General features: G+C 65.8%; 21 protein-coding genes, 1 pseudogene and 1 other annotated feature. Of the genes and pseudogenes, 12 read left to right on the plus strand and 10 right to left on the minus strand.

Annotated features, from left to right (window positions below):
• Window positions 1-41 precede the first annotated feature (41 nt).
• Window positions 42-1,400 (minus strand): tyrosine-type recombinase/integrase, encoded by a 1,359-nt coding sequence (locus tag QM741_RS13770; RefSeq protein WP_415208249.1) that lies wholly within the window; start codon window positions 1,398-1,400, stop codon window positions 42-44.
• Between the two features lie 386 nt (window positions 1,401-1,786).
• Between QM741_RS13770 and QM741_RS13775 the strand changes: the two genes are divergently transcribed.
• Entirely contained in the window at window positions 1,787-2,152 is a 366-nt protein-coding gene (locus QM741_RS13775; RefSeq protein WP_415208250.1) for a VOC family protein, read from the plus strand.
• A 367-nt stretch (window positions 2,153-2,519) separates the two neighbouring features.
• Here the strand turns inward: QM741_RS13775 and QM741_RS13780 are convergent.
• Window positions 2,520-2,717, minus strand: a pseudogene (locus tag QM741_RS13780) (IS110 family transposase); the annotation flags it as partial.
• Between the two features lie 126 nt (window positions 2,718-2,843).
• On the opposite strand from QM741_RS13780, the gene QM741_RS13785 reads away from it, so the two are divergent.
• Window positions 2,844-4,066, plus strand: a protein-coding gene (locus tag QM741_RS13785; protein WP_415208251.1) for an IS3 family transposase whose coding sequence is annotated in 2 segments (ribosomal slippage) — window positions 2,844-3,126 and window positions 3,126-4,066 — 1,224 coding nt in all. Because the reading frame shifts where the segments join, the coding sequence is not laid out codon by codon here.
• Window positions 3,119-3,235: a sequence feature (AL1L pseudoknot), on the plus strand. It overlaps the preceding gene by 117 nt.
• 79 nt (window positions 4,067-4,145) lie before the next feature.
• Here QM741_RS13785 and QM741_RS13790 read toward each other — a convergent pair.
• Complete coding sequence (locus QM741_RS13790) at window positions 4,146-4,703, minus strand: GspH/FimT family pseudopilin (protein WP_415208252.1); 558 nt, start codon at window positions 4,701-4,703, stop codon at window positions 4,146-4,148.
• A gap of 119 nt (window positions 4,704-4,822) precedes the next feature.
• Window positions 4,823-5,674, minus strand: coding sequence for a 23S rRNA (adenine(2030)-N(6))-methyltransferase RlmJ (locus QM741_RS13795; protein ID WP_415208253.1), 852 nt, complete (start codon window positions 5,672-5,674; stop codon window positions 4,823-4,825).
• A 76-nt stretch (window positions 5,675-5,750) separates the two neighbouring features.
• On the opposite strand from QM741_RS13795, the gene QM741_RS13800 reads away from it, so the two are divergent.
• On the plus strand, window positions 5,751-7,499 hold the full coding sequence (locus QM741_RS13800; protein WP_415208254.1) for a copper resistance system multicopper oxidase: 1,749 nt from the start codon (window positions 5,751-5,753) through the stop codon (window positions 7,497-7,499).
• Window positions 7,499-8,287: a copper resistance protein B gene (locus tag QM741_RS13805; RefSeq protein ID WP_415208255.1), complete on the plus strand. Its 789-nt coding sequence runs from the start codon at window positions 7,499-7,501 to the stop codon at window positions 8,285-8,287. Before QM741_RS13800 ends, QM741_RS13805 begins: the two co-directional genes overlap by 1 nt.
• 117 nt (window positions 8,288-8,404) lie before the next feature.
• Here the strand turns inward: QM741_RS13805 and ygiD are convergent, their stop codons facing one another.
• Window positions 8,405-9,178: a 4,5-DOPA dioxygenase extradiol gene (gene ygiD / locus QM741_RS13810; protein ID WP_415208256.1), complete on the minus strand. Its 774-nt coding sequence runs from the start codon at window positions 9,176-9,178 to the stop codon at window positions 8,405-8,407.
• A 175-nt stretch (window positions 9,179-9,353) separates the two neighbouring features.
• On the opposite strand from ygiD, the gene QM741_RS13815 reads away from it, so the two are divergent.
• From QM741_RS13815 to QM741_RS13825, 3 genes are read left to right on the plus strand one after another with little or no spacing between them, the layout of a single operon-like run.
• Window positions 9,354-9,641 carry a hypothetical protein gene (locus tag QM741_RS13815; protein ID WP_415208257.1) on the plus strand — a complete coding sequence of 96 codons (288 nt, stop codon included), beginning with the start codon at window positions 9,354-9,356 and terminating at the stop codon, window positions 9,639-9,641.
• 25 nt (window positions 9,642-9,666) lie between these two features.
• The gene (locus QM741_RS13820) at window positions 9,667-10,917 is read left to right on the plus strand and encodes a TIGR03862 family flavoprotein (RefSeq protein ID WP_415208258.1); all 1,251 of its coding nucleotides are present in this window, start codon (window positions 9,667-9,669) and stop codon (window positions 10,915-10,917) included.
• Between the two features lie 45 nt (window positions 10,918-10,962).
• Window positions 10,963-11,556: a GNAT family N-acetyltransferase gene (locus tag QM741_RS13825; RefSeq protein ID WP_415208259.1), complete on the plus strand. Its 594-nt coding sequence runs from the start codon at window positions 10,963-10,965 to the stop codon at window positions 11,554-11,556.
• 36 nt (window positions 11,557-11,592) lie between these two features.
• Here the strand turns inward: QM741_RS13825 and QM741_RS13830 are convergent, their stop codons facing one another.
• Together QM741_RS13830 and epmB are read right to left on the minus strand one after the other, a co-directional pair.
• Window positions 11,593-13,653: an EAL domain-containing protein gene (locus QM741_RS13830; RefSeq protein ID WP_415208260.1), complete on the minus strand. Its 2,061-nt coding sequence runs from the start codon at window positions 13,651-13,653 to the stop codon at window positions 11,593-11,595.
• A 73-nt stretch (window positions 13,654-13,726) separates the two neighbouring features.
• Window positions 13,727-14,773 (minus strand): EF-P beta-lysylation protein EpmB, encoded by a 1,047-nt coding sequence (gene epmB / locus QM741_RS13835; RefSeq protein ID WP_415208261.1) that lies wholly within the window; start codon window positions 14,771-14,773, stop codon window positions 13,727-13,729.
• 55 nt (window positions 14,774-14,828) lie between these two features.
• Here epmB and efp point away from each other — a divergent pair, with 55 nt between their 5' ends.
• From efp to QM741_RS13860, 5 genes are all read left to right on the plus strand, one after another.
• Window positions 14,829-15,398, plus strand: coding sequence for an elongation factor P (efp, locus tag QM741_RS13840; protein WP_415208262.1), 570 nt, complete (start codon window positions 14,829-14,831; stop codon window positions 15,396-15,398).
• Between the two features lie 120 nt (window positions 15,399-15,518).
• Window positions 15,519-16,853, plus strand: coding sequence for a TRZ/ATZ family hydrolase (locus QM741_RS13845; RefSeq protein WP_415208263.1), 1,335 nt, complete (start codon window positions 15,519-15,521; stop codon window positions 16,851-16,853).
• A gap of 20 nt (window positions 16,854-16,873) precedes the next feature.
• Entirely contained in the window at window positions 16,874-17,578 is a 705-nt protein-coding gene (ubiG, locus tag QM741_RS13850) for a bifunctional 2-polyprenyl-6-hydroxyphenol methylase/3-demethylubiquinol 3-O-methyltransferase UbiG (RefSeq protein ID WP_415208264.1), read from the plus strand.
• Window positions 17,575-18,243: a phosphoglycolate phosphatase gene (gene gph, locus QM741_RS13855; protein ID WP_415208265.1), complete on the plus strand. Its 669-nt coding sequence runs from the start codon at window positions 17,575-17,577 to the stop codon at window positions 18,241-18,243. Before ubiG ends, gph begins: the two co-directional genes overlap by 4 nt.
• Before the next feature lie 7 nt (window positions 18,244-18,250).
• Window positions 18,251-19,084, plus strand: a complete 834-nt coding sequence (locus QM741_RS13860; protein WP_415208266.1) for a squalene/phytoene synthase family protein — start codon at window positions 18,251-18,253, stop codon at window positions 19,082-19,084.
• Between the two features lie 105 nt (window positions 19,085-19,189).
• On the opposite strand, the gene QM741_RS13865 is transcribed toward QM741_RS13860, so the two are convergent.
• The 3 genes from QM741_RS13865 to QM741_RS13875 all read right to left on the minus strand — a co-directional run bounded on the left by QM741_RS13865 (window position 19,190) and on the right by QM741_RS13875 (window position 21,916).
• Entirely contained in the window at window positions 19,190-19,549 is a 360-nt protein-coding gene (locus QM741_RS13865; RefSeq protein ID WP_415208267.1) for a GNAT family N-acetyltransferase, read from the minus strand.
• A gap of 118 nt (window positions 19,550-19,667) precedes the next feature.
• Window positions 19,668-20,450, minus strand: a complete 783-nt coding sequence (locus QM741_RS13870) for a M23 family metallopeptidase (RefSeq protein WP_415208268.1) — start codon at window positions 20,448-20,450, stop codon at window positions 19,668-19,670.
• A 131-nt stretch (window positions 20,451-20,581) separates the two neighbouring features.
• Window positions 20,582-21,916: a dihydroorotase gene (locus QM741_RS13875; RefSeq protein ID WP_415208269.1), complete on the minus strand. Its 1,335-nt coding sequence runs from the start codon at window positions 21,914-21,916 to the stop codon at window positions 20,582-20,584.
• Window positions 21,917-21,921: the final 5 nt, after the last annotated feature.

Below are 21,921 nucleotides of genomic sequence, written 5' to 3' on the forward strand. Positions count from 1 at the left end.
GAGATGCTGGCGAGCCGCTTACCGGCACATGCCGGATTCGGTTACGCCTTGCGCTTGATCGGTGTCACGCTGGCGTCGGTGCCGGTGACGAGCCGGTGCAGTGCTTCGAGTGCCGCGCGTTTTTCGTCAAGATAGTCGTGCTTGTCATAGTGCCGCACCTGCACGCCGCCCAGTCCGTGCGATTGCAGTTGCCCGCGTATCTCGCGCGAAACACCAAGCGCGGCGAGCCGAGTTTCTACCGTGCGCCTCAAGTCGCCGATGGTGAACCTGCTTTCGATCTCGCCCGCATCCTGCATCGCGGTCACAACCGGACACAGACGGTTGTGTAGCACGTCATAGCCCGCAGGCGTCTTGCCGCCGTCGATACTGAAAAGGTAGTCGCCTTTACCGCGCAGCGTCTCTAGCGCGTCCTGCGCGGATTCGATCAGCGGCACGATATGGATGCGCGGCTTCTCGCGCTTGCCCTTCGGATCGCGCAGGCGGATCGCCTTCGCGTCGCGGTCATAGTCGGCGACGGTGACGCGCGCCAGTTGCTGCACGCGCTGCCCGCCGGTCAGAAGGTGAAGCCGCAGCAGCGCACCGTCCGCGCCGTTCATGGCCTCGATGCGACGCCAGTAGCTGCGAAGCTCGGCAATGGATAACGCGCGCTCTCGCGTTCCGCCAGTACCGCCGTCAACGGTCGGCAGTTCGGCCATTGGATTCGATCGCAAACCTAGAACGCGCAAAGACTGCGGCGCGCTCGCGTCCAGTCTCGCACGCACGGCGGCGCTGTATGCGGCCCGCAGGTAGCTTCGCAGCTTGCCCGCGCTGCGCGCCTTGCCAGCCTGCACCAGCGGCGCAAGGATCGTCACGCCGTCGTCGGGCTGGATATCTGCGGCAGGTGTCGCCCATAGCTCCGCGTGCGCGCGCATTACGTGATTCTCTGCCACGTCGCGGACGTTGCCCGCAGACACCTTGCCTTGCGCTTCAAGATGATCGGCGTAGGCCAGCAGTAGTGCACCAAGCGTTTGCGTCGCGACTTTCTGCGCGCGCTGCGCGCGCTCGACCTTCTCTTCGCGCTTGCGCTCCTTGTCGGCAAGCGGGTCGCCACCTAGTGCGACCTCGGCTTTGAGCTTGTGCGCCCGCTCGCGCGCTGCGGTGATCGAAAGGCCCGGATGCGGCCCGACGGTGATACGCCGCTCCTTGCCGTCGACGAAGTAATTGATGACGAAAGCCGCAGCGCCGTTCGGCGTCACGCGCAAGCCGAAACCCTTCGGTGCCTTCGCGTGGTCGTCGTAGAAGATGACGTTGCGGTCGGTGCCCTCGATGATCTTCGCGCGGATGAACGACTCTGTAATTGTATACTTTGCCATGTCGCAAGCCCTCGGTTTGAGTCCCGAACCCGGACACGACACGAACATGAATCGGCAGGTGATAATCTATCCCTTGCCCGAATCGGCGTGAAAATTTCGCCTCTCGCCGATTAGTCACCTGTTTCTGTGTCCGGGTCTGTGTCCGGGAAATTGTGCGTAATCTGTGTCCGGCATTGTCCGCGCCGTGTCCGGGATTGTCAACACAAACACCAGATGAAATGCGGACTCTGGCGACATAATTAAGAAAATACAAGGGATTACGAACTATGAAAAAGGTGACTGTTAATCACTTGGTCGGCGGTTCGAGCCCGTCTCGGGGAGCCATATGAATCAAAGGGCCGTAGGGGTTTCCTCTACGGCCCTTTTGTCATTTTATTGGCGTGATCGTCGAGATAGGCTGCTGAAAAGGCCATTTTGCAACTTGAGAGTAAAGCATGATTCTTGGACTTCGTACTGCCATCTACCCCGTCAACGACATCGCGGCCGCCAAAGCTTGGTACTCGCAGGCTCTTGGGCTTGCCCCGTACTTCGACGAGCCGTTTTACGTTGGCTTCAACGTTGGCGGTTTCGAGCTTGGTTTAATTCCTGACGGACAATCAGGCGTCTCTGGCCCTCAGCCTTTGTGGGGCGTGGCTGACGCATCGCAAGCATTTACTCGTCTGGTTGAGCTCGGCGCAACGCCGCTGGATGCGGTCACGGACGTTGGCGGTGGCATCAAGACTGGCTCGGTTACTGATCCATTTGGCAATCGGTTTGGCATCATCGAGAATCCACACTTTGACGTGACCGGCATCCGGTGACGCAGCCTAGCAATTCCGTAAGGAGCTTCCCGTCAAACCCCAAGGTAAATGCCGTCCTCGCCTCGAGCTTTCGGCTTCGCTCTGTCTGATTCTTACTGCGTACTGCTTGGTTGCTTCGCCGGTGCTTTCGGTGTTTCAAGCATTGCCAGACTGCATTTCCGTAATCGGTCTTGTGGGATCGATGTTGCCGATCCGGACCAGGGTAAAAACCGCACCCGCGGGCCTCTCTCATTCACCGGGTTCGTCCATGCCGGGAGGATCAGTCCCCGCATGTGCTGACGCCACCTAGTTAGTCAGGCTCTCCGCAGGGCGGTCTGACCGCTCGTTACCGCTTCGCTCCGGCGAGGGAACTCGAATTTCGTTTGTTTTACGCCATCACGGCCTTCCGGCTCGCCGGCCGCTGCACCATCGGATGACGCAGCCACGCCTCGGCGTCGTACTCCTCTCCTCGCGCCAGCATCGCCCACAGTTGCCGCGCGTGCTTGTTGGCGATCGCCACCAGCACCTTGCCGAACGGCAGTCGGCTCGACAGGTCCTTGATCCAGCGCTGCTCGGGCGTGGCTTGCCGATCGCCAGCGCTTCGGCCTTGTAGCCCTCGCGCACGCGATGCCACGACAGACGCGCTTGCTGCTCGATCGTCTTCACCGACACGAACCGCATGTTCCCCTCCCACTCTTGAGAGGATGGAGCAATGACAAACACGAAGTATTCTGCGGAAGTGAGAGAGCGAGCGGTGCGGATGGTGCGCGAGCACCAAGCCGAATACGGCTCGGAATGGGCGACGATCGCCTCGGTGGCCGGCAAGCTGGGCTGCACGTCGGAGACGTTGCGGCGCTGGGTGCGGCAGGCGCAGGTCGATGAAGGCCGGCGCGAGGGGTTGAGTACGTCCGAGCGTGATCGGCTCAAGGCGCAGGAGCGAGAGATTCGCGAACTGCGCCAAGCGAACGAGATCTTGCGCAAGGCGTCGGCGTATTTTGCACAGGCGGAGCTCGACCGCCGGTTCAAGCCATGATCGCGTTCATCGACGATCACCGAGCCATCCATGGAGTCGAGCCGATCTGCCGCGTGCTGCCGATCGCTCCGTCGACGTATCGCCGCCATACGCGGGAACGTCGCCATCCGGATCGACGTTCGGCGCGGGCGCGTCGTGACGACGACCTGTGTCAGGCGATCCGGCGCGTCTACGCCGAGAACCTGCAGGTGTACGGCGCGCGCAAGGTATGGCGGCAATTACTGCGTGAGGGCGTGCGCGTGGCGCGCTGCACGGTCGAGCGGCTGATGCGCAGGCTGGGCCTGCAAGGCGTGATCCGCGGCAAGCCGGTGAAGACCACAGTCAGCGACAAGGCCACGCCGTGCCCGCTGGATCGCGTCAACCGGCAGTTCCACGCCGACCGTCCGAACGCGCTGTGGGTCAGCGACTTCACCTACGTGTCGACGTGGGCGGGCTTCGTCTACGTGGCCTTCGTGATCGACGTGTTCGCGCGCCGCATCGTCGGCTGGAAGGTGTCGCGATCGGCGCGCACGGACTTCGTGCTCGACGCGCTGGAGCAGGCGCTGCACGATCGACGACCGGTGCAGCAAGCCCTGATCCACCACTCCGACCGCGGCGTGCAGTACGTGTCGATCCGCTACACCGAGCGGCTGGCGCTGGCCGGCATCGAACCGTCGGTCGGCCGCGTGGGCGACTCCTACGACAACGCGCTGGCCGAGACGATCAACGGGCTGTACAAGGCCGAGGTCATCCACCGCCGATCCTGGCCGAACCTGGAAGCCGTGGAAATGGCGACGCTGGCGTGGGTGAACTGGTTCAACCACCACCGCCTACTCTCCTCGATCGGACACCTACCGCCGGCGGAAGCCGAAGCGATATATCATCAGCAACAGCAACACCGTGAGATGCCGATGGCGGCTTGACTCACACCAACCAGCCTCCGACGTTCCCGGGGCGGTTCAGGCCTTGTCGTTTTCCGGGCGTGCTGTTTGCCGCTAGCCCCTACCGGGCCAGCGCCGCGCAAGCGGTGGCGGCGCGTGCGGGGTCGGCCGGTGCCTCGCGCACGCGGCCCGGATTGCTGACGACGATGGCCGTGGCCTTGTCGACGCCGCGACGGTCGCAGATCGTGTAGGTGAGGTCGGTGCCGCTGGCGCTGCCGTCGGGGCGAAAGCGCACGAACTTGCGGCCGGTGCTGGTCGCGATCGCGATGCCGGGTTGGGCGGCGACGACCTCGATCAGCGGTTCGTCGTCGTCGCGGCGGTTGTTCTGGTTGGTGTCTTCGAACACGATCCAGCCGTGCTGCCACCAGAGGTCGCCGGTGCAACTGGAATGGTCGGCGCTCGGGCAGACGATCACCTCGCGATAGGTGCTCACCGATGTCATGCGCGCGAGGCTCAGCGAACCGAGCAGAATGCCGCGCGCGCTGCGCGAGTGGGCGCCGTCGATCAGGCTGCCGAGCGCGGGGGCGCTGACCGACGTGAGCACGGCGAGGATGGCGAGGGTGAAAATCAGTTCGATGAGGGTGAGGCCGGACTGGTTCGTCGAAGGAAAATCGCGCATGACCGTATCTCCGCCAAGGTGCAGGTAAGATAGGACGTGCCGGACCGGTGCAATACGCAAGGTCGCCGCGCGATTGTGTAGGAATTCGGCGACGCCCGGCGTGCGAGTCGTTGCTTGCGCTATTCCGCGGTCAGCCACTCGATGCGATGGCTCGCGCGCGGGCTGCGTGCGAGCAGGCGTGCGAGATCCGGCAGAAGTTGCGCGAGCCAGGCGTCGAACCGCCACGGCGCGTTGACGATGGCCATGCCGCAGCCGTTGAGGCGCAGCGGCGAGTCGTCGGCGTCGATCATCAGTTCGACGGCGAGCGTCTTTTTCAGGCCGTGTGCGGCGAACCAGCGATGGAACGGCAGCACCTGCCGACGCAGCTTGATCGGATACCAGACGGCGTAGATGCCGGTCGGCCAGCGCTCGCAGGCGTCGGCGAGCGCGCCCTCGATCGCGCGGAATTCGGCTTCCTGCGCTTCGAACGGCGGGTCGATCAGAACGAGGCCGCGGCGCTCCTTCGGCGGCACGAAGCCCGCGAGCGCGGCATAGCCGTCGCGGCGGTGCACGCCGACCCGTTTGTCGCCGGCGAACAGCGTCTTCAGCGCAATGGTTTCGGCCTGTTGCATTTCGCAGAGCACGATGCGGTCCTGCGCACGCAGCGCGAGGCTCGCGACCAGCGGCGAGCCGGGATAGACGTGCAGGTGGCCGTGTTCGTCGTCGGCGTTCGCCGCGCGCAGCAGGTCGAAATAGCGGCGCAGACCGTCGGGCAGGTTCGCGGCGACGAGCAGGCGCTGCACGCCGTCGACGAATTCGCCGGTCTTGCGCGCTTCCTCGCCGCGCAGGTCGTAGCGGCCGGCGCCGGCGTGCGTATCGATGTAGCAGAACGGCGCTGGTTTGGCTTCGAGCGCATCGATCAGGCCGAGCAGGATCGCATGCTTGAAGACGTCGGCGAAATTGCCGGCGTGGAAGGCGTGGCGATAATTCACGGCGTCATCGTAGCATCTGGCGGCGTCCGATTCGGTACGCTTTGCGCGAACGGCGAGAAGGACGCACACTGACCTCATGAATCGATTCCATTCGACAACCACGCTGGCGGACCGCCTCGCGCTGCCGTCGCGCCGGCGCTTCGTGCGCGACCTGACGCTCGGCGGCCTTTTCGCCGGCCTCGGCGTCGATGCGCATGCGGCGTTCGTTGCGCCGCAGGTTCCGGTGCTTTCCGGCAGCGAGTTCGATCTCACGATCGGCGCGATGCCGGTCGATTTCAACGGCGCGCGCCGCATCGCCACCGTCGTCAACGGCTCGCTGCCCGCGCCGACGTTGCGCTGGCGCCAGGGCGACACGGTGACGCTGCGCGTGCGCAACACGCTGCCGACGACGAGTTCGATCCATTGGCACGGCATCGTCCTGCCGGCCGACATGGACGGTGTTCCGGGCCTCTCGTTCATGGGCATCGCGCCGGGCGAAACGTATATCTACCGTTTCAAGGTCAACCAGAGCGGCACGTATTGGTACCACGGCCATTCGCGTTTCCAGGAGCAGACCGGATTGTATGGCGCGATCGTGATCGAGCCGCGCGACCCTGCGCGGCGCGCCGACCGCGACCATGTCGTGCTGCTGTCCGACTGGAGCGACGTCGATCCCGAGCGCATCTACGCGACGCTGAAAAAACAGAGCGACTACTACGATTTCGGCAAGCCCGCGTTCGGCGACTTCCTGCGCGACGCGCGCATGCAGGGGCTCGGTGGCGCGCTTGCTGAACGGCGCATGTGGAACGAGATGCGCATGAGCCCGAGCGATCTCGCCGACGTTTCCGGCCATGCCTACACGTACCTGATGAACGGTGCGTCGCCCGCATCGAACTGGACGGCCCTGTTTTCGCGCGGAGAGAAAGTGCGCCTGCGCTTCATCAACGGTGCGTCGATGAGCATGTTCGACGTGCGCATTCCGGGGCTGAAGATGCGCGTGGTCGCGGCCGACGGGCAGGATATCGACCCGGTCACGGTCGACGAGTTCCGCATCGGTACGGCGGAGACGTTCGACGTCATCGTCGAACCCGACGCCGACCGCGCCTATACGATTTTCGCCCAGTCGATGGACCGTTCGGGCTTCGCGCGGGGTACGCTCGCTCCGCGCGCCGGAATGGGCGCCGAGGTGCCCATGCTCGATCCGCGCCCGTTGCTGACGATGCGCGACATGATGGGCGAGATGAGTCACGCCGCGATGCCGGGCATGGATCATTCGAAGATGGATCACGGCGCAATGCCGGGCATGAAGGGCATGGAAGGCAGTTGCGGCGCCGGCATGGCCACGCCGTTGCGGACCGGACCTGCGATCGACATGCTCGTGGCGACGCCGCGCACGAACCTGGACGATCCCGGCGTCGGCCTGCGCGACAACGGGCGGCGCGTGCTGACCTATGCCGATCTGCATACGCCCGGCGCGCCGATCAGCGCCGACGCGCAGCGCGACATCGAACTCCACCTGACCGGGCACATGCAGCGCTATGTCTGGTCGTTCGATGGCAAAAGATTCTCCGATGCCGCGCCGCTCAGGCTCACGCATGGCGAGCGCGTGCGCATCACCCTCGTCAACGAAACGATGATGACGCATCCGATCCACCTGCACGGCATGTGGAGCGAACTGGAAACCGCGCAGGGCGAATTCCAGGTCAGGAAACACACCGTCGTCGTGCAGCCCGCGCAGAAGCTCAGCTATCGCGTCAGCGCCGACGCGATCGGTCAATGGGCCTACCACTGCCACCTGCTCTACCACATGGAAGCGGGCATGTTCCGCGTCGTCGAGGTGGCGTGATGCGGACCGTCGAGCGAATGCTGTTGGCCGCCGCGCTGGCGTCCGCGTTCGGCGCCCATGCGCAGCAATCCGACGAGCATGTTCCGCCCGATCCGCCGCAGCACGCCGGTGCGACGATGTCGGACGCGCAGATGGTGCGTGCGATGGAGATGGACGACGCCGCGAGGTTCTTCATGTTCAAGCTCGATACGTTCGAGCTCGCGCAAGGCGACGATGCGTATTCGTCCGCATGGAATGCGCAGGCCTGGTACGGCGGCGATTTCGACAAGTTGCTGGTGCGCACGCAAGGCGAGCGCGAAAGCGGCAGGACCGATGCGCGCGCGGAAGCGTTCTGGAACCACGCCTTCGCGAGTTGGTGGGATTGGCAACTCGGGGCGCGCCGCGAGTTCGGCAGCGGTCCTGCGCGCAACTGGGCCGCGTTCGGCGTGCAGGGTCTCGCGCCGTACTGGTTCGAGATCGAGGCCGCCGCGTATCTCGGCGAAGATGGACGCACCGCGTTCGGCCTGCGCGCCGAATACGAAATCCTGTTCACGCAACGGCTGATCCTGCAGCCGGAACTCGAGGTCAACCTGTACGGCCGGGACGATCGCCTACGCGGCGTCGCAGCGGGGTTGTCCGACGCCGAATTCGGCTTGCGCTTGCGTTACGAGATTCAGCGTGGGTTCGCGCCATACGTCGGCGTCGTGCGCCAATACCGGCGTGGCACGGATGCGGCGGATCCGCGCTTCGGCTTCGAGCGCATCGGCAGCGAGACGCAGGTCGTTGCGGGGCTGCGGTTGTGGTTCTGACGGATTCTTCCGGGTCGCGTTCGCGCAGGTACGGTATTCCGCACTCTGCTGTCGCTCGTCACTCCCGCCGAACTCGCGCCATCCCGGCATTCGCCCTTCGGGTCATCGCGAAAGCGCTCAGCCGAGACGTACCGACGTCATCGAAGTTGTGCTGAAGTAGCCGACGTTGTGGAAGGAGGCCGTATCGCCGTCGCGTCGTGCGCCGAGCACGTAGAGCAGCGGCAGATAGTGTTCGGGCGTCGGCACTGCCAGCGCGGCCTCGCGGTCCAACGTGCGCCACTGGAGCAGGTCGTCGATGCGGCCGGCGGCGATGCGCGCGCGCACCGTTTCGTCGAAACGCACGGTCCAGTCGGTCGGACGCGGATCGCGGAAATCCAGCGTGCGCAGGTTGTGCACGATGTTGCCGCTGCCGAGGATCAGCACACCATCCTCGCGCAGCGCAGCGAGTTCGCGGCCGAGCGCATGGTGGAAAGCGCCCGGCTGCGCGGTGTCGATGCTCAGTTGCAGCGTCGGCACGTCGGCCTGCGGGTACATGATCCTGAGCACGCTCCATGCGCCGTGGTCGAGGCCCCACTCGGGCGTTAGGTTTACTTTTACGCTTTTCACCATTCCTGCAATGCACCTTGCGAGTGCCGGATTGCCCGGCGCCGCATAGCGCACGTCGAACAGCGCCTGCGGGAAACCGTAGAAATCGTGGATCGTCTGCGGCTGCGCCGCGGAACGGACGAAAACGCCGCGCGTTCCCCAATGCGCGGACACGCAAAGGATGGCCTTGGGCTTCGGCATGCGCGCGGCCAGTTCTTGCCAGCCGCGCGTGAAGGCGTTGTCCTTGATCGCGTTCATCGGCGAGCCGTGGCCGACGAACAAGGCGGGCATGCGGGTTTCGCACATGGCTTCAGTAGACCATCGGCGCCAGAGCGGTTCAATCTCATCGATGGAACGCTGTGTCCGCACGGGATGACGTTTGTCACGGCGCATTGTTGACGCGCGTGACTGCCGGTGGGTATGGCATGCCGGGCATGCTGTGTCCACGGCGCGATCGGTTCGCGCGACGACGGAGAGGGGCATGAGCACGGCATTGATGACACTGACCGATACGGTGCGCCGCGTGCAGGACGGTGTGAAGCGCGACGGCATCGCGGGCGGTTTCGAAGCTGCCCAGGCGGCGTACGAAAGCGCCTCGGCCGGCCAGCGACAGGCCGGCGGCGGCATGGATTTGAACAAATGGCTGATCGTCATCGCCGCCGTGTTCGGCGCGTTCATGGTCTGGCGCTTCACGCGCAAGCTCGGCCATCTCGCGATCGCGGTATTCTGGATCTGGTTCGCCACGCACGGATTCCGTTTCTGGCATTGAGGGTCCCCCGCGCTAAAATCGCGCGGTGAAAAATCCCGGAATTGCCATCATCGGCGGCGGCCCGGCGGGCCTTATGGCCGCGGAAACGGCGCGCGCCGCGGGTGCGACCGTGGACGTGTACGAGCGCATGGGCTCGGTCGGGCGCAAGCTCCTGATCGCGGGCAAGGGCGGGCTCAATCTCACTCATTCCGACGCATTCGATCTGTTCGTCTCGCGCTATCGCGGGCGCGAGCGCGAAGTGCGCGCATGGCTGGAAAAATTCGATGCGCAGGCGCTGCGCGACTGGGCGCGCGGGCTCGGCGTGGACACTTTCGTCGGCACTTCCGGGCGCGTGTTCCCGAACGATCTCAAGGCCGCGCCGCTGCTGCGCGGCTGGGTGCGGCGGTTGCGTGCGGACGGCGTGAATTTCCACGTGCAGCATCGCTGGCTCGGCTGGGGCGGCGACGGCGTGCTGCGTTTCGCGCATGGCGACGGGGAAAGCCCCGTGCACGCCGACGCGGTCGTGCTCGCACTCGGCGGCGGCAGTTGGCCCGTGCTCGGTTCGGATGGCGCATGGACTTCGATCCTGGCCGAACGCGGCGTCGAACTGGCGCCGCTGCGGCCGGCCAATTGCGGCTTCGAGATCGCACGCGGCACGGCCGAGGGCTGGAGCGAATTCTTCGCCGGCAAGCATGCGGGCCAGCCGGTCAAGCCGGTCGTCGTCGAATGGCGCGACGAAAGCGGCGATGCGATCCGTCGCCAGGGCGAATTCGTCGTCACCGCGCACGGCATCGAAGGCAGCCTGATCTATGCGTTGGCAGCGCCTCTGCGCGACGCCATCGGCGCACACGGCCGCACGACGATCCATCTCGACCTCGCGCCGGGCCGCGACGCGGCGCGACTCGCGCGCGAGCTTGCGCAGCCGCGCGGCAAGCGCACCTTCAGCGAGCACCTGCGTCGCCATGCGGGCATCGACGGCGTCAAGGCGGGGCTGCTGTACGAATTGCTCGCGAAAGACCAGATGCGGAATCCCCAGCGACTCGCGCAAGCGATCAAGGCGATGCCGTTGACGCTGGTCCGCCCGCGACCGTTGGTCGAGGCGATCAGCACCGCGGGCGGCGTGCGTTTCGCCGCGCTCGACGAACGCCTGATGCTGAAGGCGTTGCCCGGGGTGTTCTGCGCCGGCGAGATGATCGACTGGGAAGCGCCGACCGGCGGCTACCTGCTCACCGCCTGCTTCGCGAGCGGAAGGATCGCGGGACAGGGTGCGGTCGAGTGGATGCGCCGTCTTCGCTAGGACGGCAACTTTGCAGTCACGATGGCTTCCGCTATCGTTCCGCGCATGATCGATGTGAAGACGTTCGCCGGCGCGCAGATCGCGCCGCATCTGGATGCGGTGGCCGACTTGCGCATCGCGGTGTTCCGCGACTGGCCATACCTGTACGCCGGCGACCGTGACTACGAGAAGCGTTATCTCGCGACCTACGCGCAATCGCCCGAGAGCCTGTTCGTGCTCGCGACCGACGCTGGGCGCGTGATCGGCGCTTCGACCGGCATTCCGCTGGCCGACGAGAGCGCGGCTTTCAAGAAACCGTTCCTCGACCGCGGCATCGCGCTCGGCGACGTATTCTATTTCGGCGAGTCGGTGCTGTTGCGCGAGTATCGCGGCCACGGCCTCGGCCATCGTTTCTTCGACGAGCGCGAAGGCTACGCGCGGCGCCTGGGCCGCTTCGCGCTGACCGCGTTCTGCGCGGTCGAGCACGAAGCCGGCGACCCGCGCCGGCCGGCAGGGCATCGCGACAACGACGCGTTCTGGATCAAACGCGGCTATATGCGCCAGGACGACATGTTCTGCGAGCTCGAGTGGCAGGAAGTCGGCGTCGCGCAGGCGAGCATGCATCGGCTGCGGTTCTGGCTGAAACCCCTGTCGCCGTAGAGACGCGGTTCATGGCGCGGCGAATCGCATCGCGGCTTACGCCGCGCTGAGGATCTTCTCGGGTTCGTTGAGGTAGTTGCCCTGCACGAAGTTCACTCCGCAGGTGAACAGGAACGACATGCTCGCCGCGTCCTCGACCTGCTCGGCGATCACGATCTTGCCGGCCTGGTGCGCCTGGTGGCAGAACTCGCGGACGAAGTTCTGGTGTTCCTTGTCCTTCGGCAGGTTCGGCATGTAGCTGCGGTCGATCTTCAGGTAGGCGGCGTCGATCTGCTTGAGCAACTGGAACGAGTTGACGCCGGAGCCGAACTGCTCGAGCGCGAAGCCGCAATGGAGCTGCTGCAGGCCGTTGACGAAGGCGCGCGCCGCCTTGAGTTGGGTGACGACCTTGCTTTCCGGCACCTCGAACACGAGCGCGTCGCCGCGCACGCGCGCGGCCTTGAGCTGCTGCGCGATCCACGGCAACAGGGTTTCGTCGGACAGCGAGGCCGCGGCAAGCTTGACGAAGAACGTGGTGTGCCTGCCGGTTTTTTCGCGTTCGGCCAGCGTTGCGATGGCGTTCGCCACCACGATGCGGTCGATCGCGGTCACGAAGCCGGCGTCCTCGGCGATCGGGAAGAAGACGTCGGGGGTCACTTCGCCCTTGTCGTCGACGAGGCGCGCGAGGATCTCGTAGAACTCGCCTTCGACGCCGTGCAGGTTGATGATCGGCTGGCTGTAGAGCGAGAAGCGCTTGTGCTCGACCGCCGCCTCGATGCGCTCGTGCAGCGCCTGCGCCTCGGCGAGCGCGATCGCGTCGCGCAGGCCGGGGTCGTGGATCGCGACCTGGTTGCCGCCCGCGTGCTGCAACTGGCGCAGGCCCGCTCCGGCCTGGCTCAATACGGCCTGGGCGTTGGCGTTCTTCTCGCCGATCAGCACGCCGGAGATGCTGACGAACAGGCTCAGATGGCGCTTGCCGATGTCGAAATCGTGCTCGGCGAACGCGTTGCACAGTTTCTGCGCCAGTTCGGTGGCGGAGGCGATCGGCAACGCGCTGCTCAGCACGCCGAACGTGTGGTCGCCGAAGCGGAAGGCGATGTGCTCGGTGGCTTCGAGGTTGCGGCGCAGAAGGTTGGCCATGTCGCCGAGCAGCAGGTCGGTGTTGCCGAGGCCGATCTCGTCGAGATGCGCGCGGAAATTGTCCGCCTCGAGCAGCAGCAGGATCTGGTTCGGAGCGCCTTCGGCGGCCGCGGCGACCATGCGGTCGAGTTCGGCGAGGCCGTGCTGGCGGTTGTAGAGATCGGTGACGAGATCCTTGGTGCGCAGGGTGTCGATCTGGCGCGCGAGTTCGGGGTTGGCGAGCGGCTGGCGCAGCACGATCTGCTGACACGGCTCGCCGGCGACGCTGGCCGGGGCGAATTCCATCACCGTGTCGAGCGTGGAGCCATCGGCGCGGCGCATCTTGATCGGCAGGCTCGCCGGCGGCTTCTCGCCGCGCGAGAGGTTCTTGAGCAGCGTCTTGAAATCGCCGGTCGCCTCGGGCGCGATCAGGTCGAGCACGGAAACCCCCTGCAGTTCCTCGAAATCGGCGTAGCCGAACGTTTCGAGCCACGCGTGGTTCGCGCGCACGTGCGCGCCCTCGTGCACGTAGGCGATCGGATCGCGCGCCGATTCGAGCAGCGAGTCGCAGCGGCGTTCGGATTCGGCGAGGCTCGTTTCGAGCCGGCGCACGTTGCGGCGCAGGTTGAGCGCGTCGAACTCGCGCTGCACGACGGTGACGAACAGTTCCGGATGCTCGCGCGTCGCCACCGCGACGACGCCGCGGCGGAACGCCTCGGTGACCGTTTCGCCGGTGAACTCCGCCAGGATCGCGATCACGGCGACGTCCTTGCCGCCGCGGTTGCCCGCTTGCACCACTTCGCCGAGCTCGACCGCCGGGCCGGAAAGGATCAGGTCGGGGAACTGCGCCTGCAACTGCGCGTCGAGCTCGTCGGCGTCGCGCGCCTGGACGGCGCGCACGGCGATGCCGGCGTTGCGCAGCATGCTGGTCAGGCGCTCGGCGTCCTCGACCGAGTCCTCGACCAGCAGGAGTTTGATGATGTCCGTGGGTTTGATCATGATGCGAATTGGGCCCGGGCCCCCGACAGCGCCGATGGTGCGTTGTACTCGATTCGCCCCCTGCGCGCCAGCGTCACAGGGGGGTCTTGTGGGCCTCGCCGGCGATCTCGCGCACGAGCCGCGGCACGAGATAGCCGGGCAGGCGCGCGCGCAGCGCCGCGACGAGGGCGCAGGCCTCGTCGTCGCCGACGGCGAAATGCGCCGTGCCGGCGACGCGATCGAGCTGGTGCAGGTAGTAGGGCAGCACGCCGCAGTCGAACAGGCGCGACGACAGCCCGGCCAGCGCGTCGGCGCTGTCGTTGACCGCGCGCAGCAGCACGCTCTGGTTGAGCAGGTTCGCGCCGGCGTCGCGCAGGCGCGCGCAGGCCGCGGCCACGCTTCCATCGAGTTCGTTGGCGTGGTTGGCGTGCAGTACGAGCGCGACCGACCAGGGCAGCGCGCGCAGCCAGGCGACGAATTCCGTATCGACGCGCTCGGGCAGCACGATAGGCAGGCGCGTGTGCAGGCGCAGGCGGCAGATGTGGGGGACCGACGCGAGCGCATCGGTCAGTTCGCCGAGCTTGGCCGTGGACAGCGACAGCGGATCGCCGCCGGACAGGATCACCTCGTCGATCGATTCGTCGGCGCGCAGATGTTCGATCGCATCGCGCCAACGGTTGGCCGCGGCGGTTTCCTCGGCGTAGGGAAAGTGGCGGCGGAAGCAATAGCGGCAGTTCACCGCACACGAGCCGGTCGCGACCAGCAGCGCGCGGCCTTGGTACTTGTGCAGCACGCCGCGCGCGGCACGCGCGTTAAGATCGCCGACCGCATCGAAGCCGAAACCCTCGACCGAGGCGAGTTCGGCCGCTTGCGGCAGCACCTGCAAAAGCAGCGGATCGCGCGCGTCGCCGCGGCGCATGCGCGCGACGAAGGCGCGCGGCACGCGCAGTGCGAAGCCAGTGTCGGCGCTCGGCGGCAGCAGTTCGCCGGCGCGGTGGCCGAGATCGAGCAGCGCGAGCAGTTCGTGAGGATCGGTCACGGCATCGCGCCACAGGCGGCGCCAGTCCGGCGTCGCCACCGCGCGACCCCGATGCGCGGCCGTCGCGTTCCCGGTTACAATTGCGGCTTCCATTTTTCCCATGTGCCCATTTTAGCCGCAATCGACCGCGGCTCGTTGTGCAACGGAGCATCCGAGTATGGCCAGCTATGGCATGAACGACGTCAAGAACGGCATGAAGATCATCGTGGACGGCTATCCGTGCTCGATCGTCGACACCGAGTACGTGAAACCGGGCAAGGGCCAGGCGTTCACGCGCGTCAAATACCGCAACATCAAGACCGGCCGCGTCGTCGAACTGACGATGAAGTCGACCGATTCGCTCGAGCCGGCCGACGTGCTCGACCAGGACATGGAATATCTCTACAGCGACGGCGAGTTCTGGCATTTCATGCACCCGGACACGCACGAGCAGATCGCCGCCGACAAGTCGGCGATGGCCGATGCCGAGAAGTGGCTCAAGGGCAACGAGACCTGCATCGTCACGCTATGGAACGGTGCGCCGCTGACCGTGTCGCCGCCGAACTTCGTCGAATTGCAGATCACCGAGACCGATCCGGGCGTCAAGGGCGACACCGCAGGCTCCGGCGGCAAGCCAGCCAAGCTCGAAACCGGCGCCACCGTGCGCGTGCCGCTGTTCGTGCCGAACGGCGAGGTGATCCGGGTCGATACGCGCACGGGCGAGTACGTCGGCCGCGTCAAGGGCTGATTCTGTTGAAAGGGCGCGATTCAGCGGCCTAGTTTTGCTCGTCATCTCAGCGAAAGCTGGGATCCAGCTTTTGATCACGTCTACGAATTCCAGAAAAGCTGGATTCCAGCTTTCGCTGAAATGACGATACTGGCCATGAATCCTGTCGATCAGCTACTCGAAGCGCGCTGGGTCATTCCCGTCGAACCGCACGGCGTCGTGCTCGACCATCACGCCGTCGCGCTCGCGGGCGACACGATCGCCGAGGTGCTGCCGATCGAGACCGCGCGCGGGAAATATCCGAACGCCGCGCGCATCGAATTGAACGAACATGCGCTGATCCCCGGCCTCGTCAACGCGCACACGCACAACCCGATGGTGCTGATGCGCGGCCTAGCCGACGACCTGCCGCTGATGACCTGGCTCAACGAGCACATCTGGCCGGCGGAAGGGCGCGTGATGGGGCCCGAGTTCGTGCGCGACGGCATCGAACTCGCGATCGCCGAGATGCTGCGCGGTGGTACCACCTGCTGCAACGAGAACTACCTGTTTCCCGATGCGCAGGCGGCGACTTACCTGAAGCACGGGTTCCGCGCCGTCGTCGGCCTGCCGTTCATCGAATTCCCGACCGCCTGGGCGAAGAGCCGCGACGAGTATTTCGACAAGAATCTCGCCGTGCATGACGAACTACGCGCCGAGGCGCTGGTGACGACCACGCTGGCGCCGCACGCGCCGTACACGGTCGCGAACGAGACCTTCGAGCGTATCCGCCTGATGAGCGATCAACTCGACGTTCCCGTCCATCTGCATCTGCACGAGACGGCGCAAGAGGTCGAAGACGGCAAACGCGACCATGGCATGCGTCCGATCGCGCGCATGGCCGCGCTCGGGCTGGTCAACGATCATCTGATCGCGATCCACATGACGCAGTTGACCGACGGCGAGATCGCACAGATGGCCGAGGCCGGCGCATCGGTCGCGTATTGTCCCGAATCGAACCTCAAGCTCGCCAGCGGCTTCTGCCCGGCGGAGAAGCTGCGCCGTGCCGGCGTCAACATCGCGATCGGCACCGACGGCGCGGCGAGCAACAACGACCTCGACATGTTCGGCGAGATGCGCACCGCCGCCTTGCTCGCCAAGGCCGTGGCCAACGACGCGAGCGCGTTCGATGCCGCGTTCGCGCTGCAGGCGGCGACGTTCAACGGCGCACGCGCGCTGGGCCTCGGCGACCGCATCGGCTCGATCGTGCCCGGCAAGCAGGCCGATCTCGCCGCCGTGCGCCTCGACGCGATCGAGACGCAGCCGATCTATCACGTCGCTTCGCAACTCGTATATGCGACCGGCCGCCAGCAGGTCAGCGACGTGTGGATCGCCGGCAAGCGCAAGCTTGACAACCGTACACTGATCGGCATGGACCTCGATGCCCTGCGCGCCAAGGCGGGCGAATGGCACGAACGCATTGCCTTTGCGCAGTAGCACGACCGCCAGGTAATCCTATGAATGCAACCAACGTCAATCTGGCCGAAACCGGCAAATTCGACAAGCTCGCCGCGAGCTGGTGGGACACCGAAGGCGATTCGCGCCCGCTGCACGACCTCAATCCGGTGCGTCTCAACTATGTCGCCGAGCGCGTTGTGCTCAAGGGGGCGCGCGTGCTCGACGTCGGCTGCGGCGGTGGCATTCTGAGCGAATCGCTGGCCGCGGCGGGCGCGCAGGTCACCGGCATCGATCTCGCGCCGCGCGTACTCGACGTGGCACGGTTGCATCTGCATGAGTCGAATTTGCAGGTCGATTACCGTGAGATCAGCGTGGAAGCGCTCGCGCTGGAGTCGCCTGGCACATTCGACGCCGTCACCTGCATGGAAATGCTCGAGCACGTGCCCGATCCAGGCAGCGTGATCGCGGCCTGCGCGACGCTGCTCAAACCGGGCGGCCGCTTGTTCCTGTCGACGCTGAACCGCACGCCGCTCGCGTTCGGCGCGGCGATCGTCGGTGCCGAGTATGCGTTGAACTTGCTGCCGCGCGGCACGCATCACTACGCGCAATTCATCCGCCCGTCGGAAATGGCCGCGGGGCTGCGCGATGCCGGCCTCGATCTCGAGGATCTGAGCGGCCTGGCCTACAACCCGTTGTCGCGGCGCGCGTGGATCGTGAACAACACACAGGTCAATTATCTCGCTTGCGCGGTGAAGCCTGCGTGAGCCCGAACGGCACGTCCATCTGCGCGATTTTTTTCGACCTCGACGGCACGCTGATCGACTCCGCTCCCGATCTGATCGACGCAATGCGGCGCCTGCGCGCGGAACTCGGCGAGCCGATCATCGCGATGGATAAGGTCGGCGCGGTCGTGTCGAAAGGTGGTCGCGCGATGCTGCGTGCGGGTTTTCCGGGCATCGACGAGGCGCGTGTCGAGACGCTGCTGCCGCGCTATCTCGATCTCTACGCCGAGCGCATCGCCGCGCATACGCGCACGTTCGATGGCATCGACGCCCTGCTGGCGCAGCTCGACGCGCGCGCACTGGCGTGGGGCATCGTCACCAACAAGCCCGAAGGCTTGGCGCGTTCGGTCGTCGCCGAACTCGGCCTGGTCGTGTGCAGCACCGCCCTGGTCGGCGGCGATACGCTGGCGACGCGCAAGCCCGATCCGGAGCCGCTGCTGCACGCGGCACGGCTGGCGAACGTCGATGCCGCGCGCAGCGTCTACGTCGGTGACGACGCGCGCGACATCGAGGCCGGCCGCGCCGCGGGCATGCGCACGGTCGCGGCGGGGTGGGGCTATCTCGACGGCGAGAATCCGCACGATTGGGGCGCCGATATCGTGATCGCGCATCCGCGCGAGTTGCTGCCCGCGCTGGGCCTGGATTGAGCCGCGCATGTCCGAACCGGACGACAGCGCCTTCGCCAGCTTCGAGCAGAAATGGCTGGCGGCCAATCCCGAACAGGCCACCGTCGCGCTGTTCCTCGCGCCGGATGCGCGCCTGCGCGCGTCGGCCTTCGGCTGCCTGATCCACGAAATCGAACAGGCCGCATTCGGGCTGCGCGAGGCGCACGTGGCCGAGGTGAAGCTCCAGTGGTGGCGGCAGGAATTGTCGGCTGCGGCCTCGGGCAGTCCGCGCCATCCGGTCAGCGCCGTGCTGTTTTCCGATCCGCGCGCGGCGGGCGTAGGCGCGGCGGACTGGAACGCCCTGATCGACGGCGCGCTGGCCATGCTGCATCTCGGTACCGCGTCGGATCTCGATGCGTTGTTGACGGATTATTCGGCATTCTTCATGCCGGTGGCGCACATCGAAGCCAAGTTGTCCGACGCGCCGTCCGGGCAGGTTGCCGCTGCCGCGAAACTCGCGACGATTTCGCATCTGTTGCTCGCGTTGCGCCATCTGCGCGATGCGCAGGAGCGCTTTCCCGTTCCGCTGGCGCTGCTCGCGCGCCATGGACTCGCCCGTGGCGATCTGACCGGGAACGATGCGAAACGCGGCGAACTGCTGCGCGATTTTCTCGGCCCGCTATCGGCGGCGTTGCAAGCGGCGCTTGCCGACGCGCGGCGAGCGCCGCTCGGACGGCGCGTGCGCGCCCGGCTCGATTTGGCGTTGATGCGCAAGGCGCAACGTACCGACGATCCGTTGCGCGCCTTGATGGCCCAGCCGGGCGACGCACGTTGGAAATCCGTGTGGTGGTCGTGGCGCGAGGCGCGCCGCGGCTTCCAATAACTCAGTCATCCCGGCGAAAGCCGGGATCCAGTGCATTTGGTTTTTGACAAGTTGAAAGTCGCTGGATTCCGGCATTCGCCGGAATGACGAATATGGGGCGACGCGCTACAGGAATCGGTGCATCACGTAGGTATCGACGAGGCCCAGCGCAGCGTGGCGGAATCCTTGCGGCACCGTGCCGACGATGCGGAAGCCGTATTTCTGCCACAGCTTCACCGCCACCTCGTTCGTACTGACGACGAAGTTGAACTGCATCGCGAGAAAACCGGCCGCGCGCGCGGTCGCGAGCGAATGCTCGCACAGCTTGCCGGCAAGTCCGCGGCCGCGTGCGTGCGCGGCGACCATGTAGCCCGCGTTGGCGACGTGGCTGCCGAGCCCGGGTTGGTTCGGCTTGAGCATGTAGCAGCCTGCGGGCTGGTCGACGGCCAGGGCGACGAAGCAGCGCGTCGGCGCCGTCGTCCACATCGCGCGCGCTTCCTCGAAACCCGTATCGGGCGCGTAGGCGTAGGTATCGCCCCGACCTCGCGGAAGATCGGCCAGACGAGATCGAATTCGTCGGCGCCGATTTCGCGGATATCGACGCTCACGGTGCCTTTGCGAAATCGGCTTGCTTGGGCAGCAGCGCGGGGTCGATCGGCACGTCGAACCAGTTCGCGGCCCAGTGCACGTGCGGACCGGTGGCGCGTCCGGTCGCGCCGGCGAGGCCGACGATGTCTCCCTGCTTCACCTTCTGTCCGGGCTTCACGTCGATGCGGCTCATGTGGATCGTCGTCGTGCTGACGCCGTGGCCGTGGTCGAGCACGACGATGCCGCCGTTGAGCACCATGCCCATCTCGGCGAGCGTGACGACGCCCGGGGCGGTCGCGCGGATCGGCGTGCCGTTCGGCACGGCGAAATCGAGGCCGAAATGCGGCGCCATCGGTTTGCCGTTGTCGATGCGCTGGCGACCCCAGTGGCCGCTGATGCGCGCGTTCTCGACGGGGTCGATGAAACCGGATTCGAAATCCTCGCGCGCATCGTCGCGATGGCGTGTTTCGGCGACGCGCTTGCGCTCGCGTTCGATGCGCTTGACGAGTTCCGGATTCGGCGTCACGGTCTGCTGCGGCAGGCCGTTGACGCGCTCGGTATCGTATTCGCGCCTGGCGATGCGCAGCGGAATGTCGGTCGCCTTGCCGTTCGAGTAGCGGATGTGCAGCTTGGCCGTGGCCGGCGCGTCGCGGCCGATGCCGAAAACGAAGATGCCGTCTTCGCCGACGAGCAGGCGGTGCCCCTCAAACTGGAGACTGACGCCTTTCGGCGCGTGGCCGATCACGAGCTGGCCCTGCTCGATCTTGTCCGGCAGTTGCAGCTCGCGGTCGGCCGCCAAGCAAGTTTGGAGAAAGAACGAAAAAAGAGTGGCTGTCATTCCAGCGAAAGCCGGAATCCAGCTCTTGCTCCGAGAAGCATGAAAAGAAAAAGCCGGATTCCGGCTTTCGCTGGAATGACGAGCAAAAAAATTCATCGATCGAACTCCAAGCGCTTGCCCAATTGCGAATCGTCGAGCCTGCCGTCGTGCCAGGCGAGATGGCCGTTGACCCAGGTCGCGGCGATCGTCGAACGGAACGTCGTGCCTTCGAACGGCGACCAACCGCATTTGGACAGCGTTTCTTCGCGGGTCACCGTGTGCGGCAGATTCGCGTCGATCAGCACGAGGTCCGCCCAATAACCTTCGCGGATGTAGCCGCGCTCGCGCACGTCGAACAATCGCGCCGGCGCGTGCGCGGTTTTTTCGACGATCAATTCGAGCGGAATCTGGCCGTCGAACCAGCGTTCGAGCGCGCATTGCAACACCGACTGCGCGAGCGGCAGACCGGACGGCGCTTTCTCGTAGCTCTGCTGCTTCTCCTCCCAGGTGTGCGGCGCGTGGTCGGTGGCGAGGATGTCGATGCGACCGTCGTTGATCGCGCGGATGATCGCGGCACGGTCGGACGGCAGCTTGATCGCCGGATTGCACTTGATCAGATTGCCCTTGGTCGCGTAGTCCTCGTTGCTGAAATGCAGGAAGTGCACGCAGGTTTCGGCGGTGATGCGCTTGCCGTCGACAGGGCCGGGCGCGAACAGTTCGAGTTCCTCGGCGGTAGTGACGTGCAACGCGTGCAGGCGCGAATCATGGCGGCGCGCCAGTTCCATCGCGAGCCGGGTCGACTTGATGCAGGCTTCGCGCGAGCGGATGAACGGATGCTCCTCGAACGGGATCGCATCGCCGTATTTCGCGCGCGCGGCGGCGAGATTGGCTTCGATCGTCGGCGTGTCCTCGCAGTGCGTCGCGATCAAAGTCGGCGCATCGCGGAAGATCGCATCGAGCGTCGTGGGATCGTCGACCAGCATATTGCCGGTCGAAGCACCCATGAAGATCTTGATGCCGCAGGCGGCGCGCGGGTCGAGGCGCTGGATTTCCTCGATGTTGTCGTTGCCGGCGCCGAGGTAGAACGCGTGATTGGCGAGCGATTTCTTCGCGGCACGCGCGTATTTGTCCTCGAGCGCCGCACGGTTCGTCGTGGTCGGCTTGGAGTTCGGCATTTCCATGAAGCTGGTGATGCCGCCGGCGACCGCCGCGCGCGATTCGGTGAAGAAATCGCCCTTGTGCTCGAGGCCCGGTTCGCGGAAATGCGCCTGGTCGTCGATCATGCCGGGCAGCAGCAGGCGTCCGCGCGCGTCGAACACGCGTTCGTTCGCCTGCGCCTTGATCTGGCCGGCGACGGTTTCGATGCGCCCGCCGCGCACGCGCACGTCGGCGTGGAGGCGGCGACCGTCGTCGACGATGTCGGCATTGACGATCAGGACATCATTCATGGCGT

This window comes from Rudaea sp. (assembly GCF_047601565.1).
GTDB lineage: Bacteria > Pseudomonadota > Gammaproteobacteria > Xanthomonadales > Rhodanobacteraceae > Rudaea.

What these genes read in the sequence shown, in the direction of transcription:
- QM741_RS13775 (WP_415208250.1), top strand. Translation starts at nt 1,787, where the DNA reads ATGATTCTTGGACTTCGTACTGCCATCTACCCCGTCAACGACATCGCG.
- QM741_RS13790 (WP_415208252.1), bottom strand. Translation starts at nt 4,703, where the DNA reads ATGCGCGATTTTCCTTCGACGAACCAGTCCGGCCTCACCCTCATCGAA.
- QM741_RS13845 (WP_415208263.1), top strand. Translation starts at nt 15,519, where the DNA reads ATGACGATACTGGCCATGAATCCTGTCGATCAGCTACTCGAAGCGCGC.
- QM741_RS13860 (WP_415208266.1), top strand. Translation starts at nt 18,251, where the DNA reads ATGTCCGAACCGGACGACAGCGCCTTCGCCAGCTTCGAGCAGAAATGG.
- ygiD (WP_415208256.1), bottom strand. Translation starts at nt 9,178, where the DNA reads ATGTGCGAAACCCGCATGCCCGCCTTGTTCGTCGGCCACGGCTCGCCG.
- QM741_RS13805 (WP_415208255.1), top strand. Translation starts at nt 7,499, where the DNA reads ATGCGGACCGTCGAGCGAATGCTGTTGGCCGCCGCGCTGGCGTCCGCG.
- QM741_RS13865 (WP_415208267.1), bottom strand. Translation starts at nt 19,549, where the DNA reads ATGTGGACGACGGCGCCGACGCGCTGCTTCGTCGCCCTGGCCGTCGAC.
- QM741_RS13800 (WP_415208254.1), top strand. Translation starts at nt 5,751, where the DNA reads ATGAATCGATTCCATTCGACAACCACGCTGGCGGACCGCCTCGCGCTG.
- QM741_RS13770 (WP_415208249.1), bottom strand. Translation starts at nt 1,400, where the DNA reads ATGTTCGTGTCGTGTCCGGGTTCGGGACTCAAACCGAGGGCTTGCGAC.
- QM741_RS13825 (WP_415208259.1), top strand. Translation starts at nt 10,963, where the DNA reads ATGATCGATGTGAAGACGTTCGCCGGCGCGCAGATCGCGCCGCATCTG.
- QM741_RS13830 (WP_415208260.1), bottom strand. Translation starts at nt 13,653, where the DNA reads ATGATCAAACCCACGGACATCATCAAACTCCTGCTGGTCGAGGACTCG.
- efp (WP_415208262.1), top strand. Translation starts at nt 14,829, where the DNA reads ATGGCCAGCTATGGCATGAACGACGTCAAGAACGGCATGAAGATCATC.
- epmB (WP_415208261.1), bottom strand. Translation starts at nt 14,773, where the DNA reads ATGGGAAAAATGGAAGCCGCAATTGTAACCGGGAACGCGACGGCCGCG.
- QM741_RS13815 (WP_415208257.1), top strand. Translation starts at nt 9,354, where the DNA reads ATGAGCACGGCATTGATGACACTGACCGATACGGTGCGCCGCGTGCAG.
- ubiG (WP_415208264.1), top strand. Translation starts at nt 16,874, where the DNA reads ATGAATGCAACCAACGTCAATCTGGCCGAAACCGGCAAATTCGACAAG.
- QM741_RS13875 (WP_415208269.1), bottom strand. Translation starts at nt 21,916, where the DNA reads ATGAATGATGTCCTGATCGTCAATGCCGACATCGTCGACGACGGTCGC.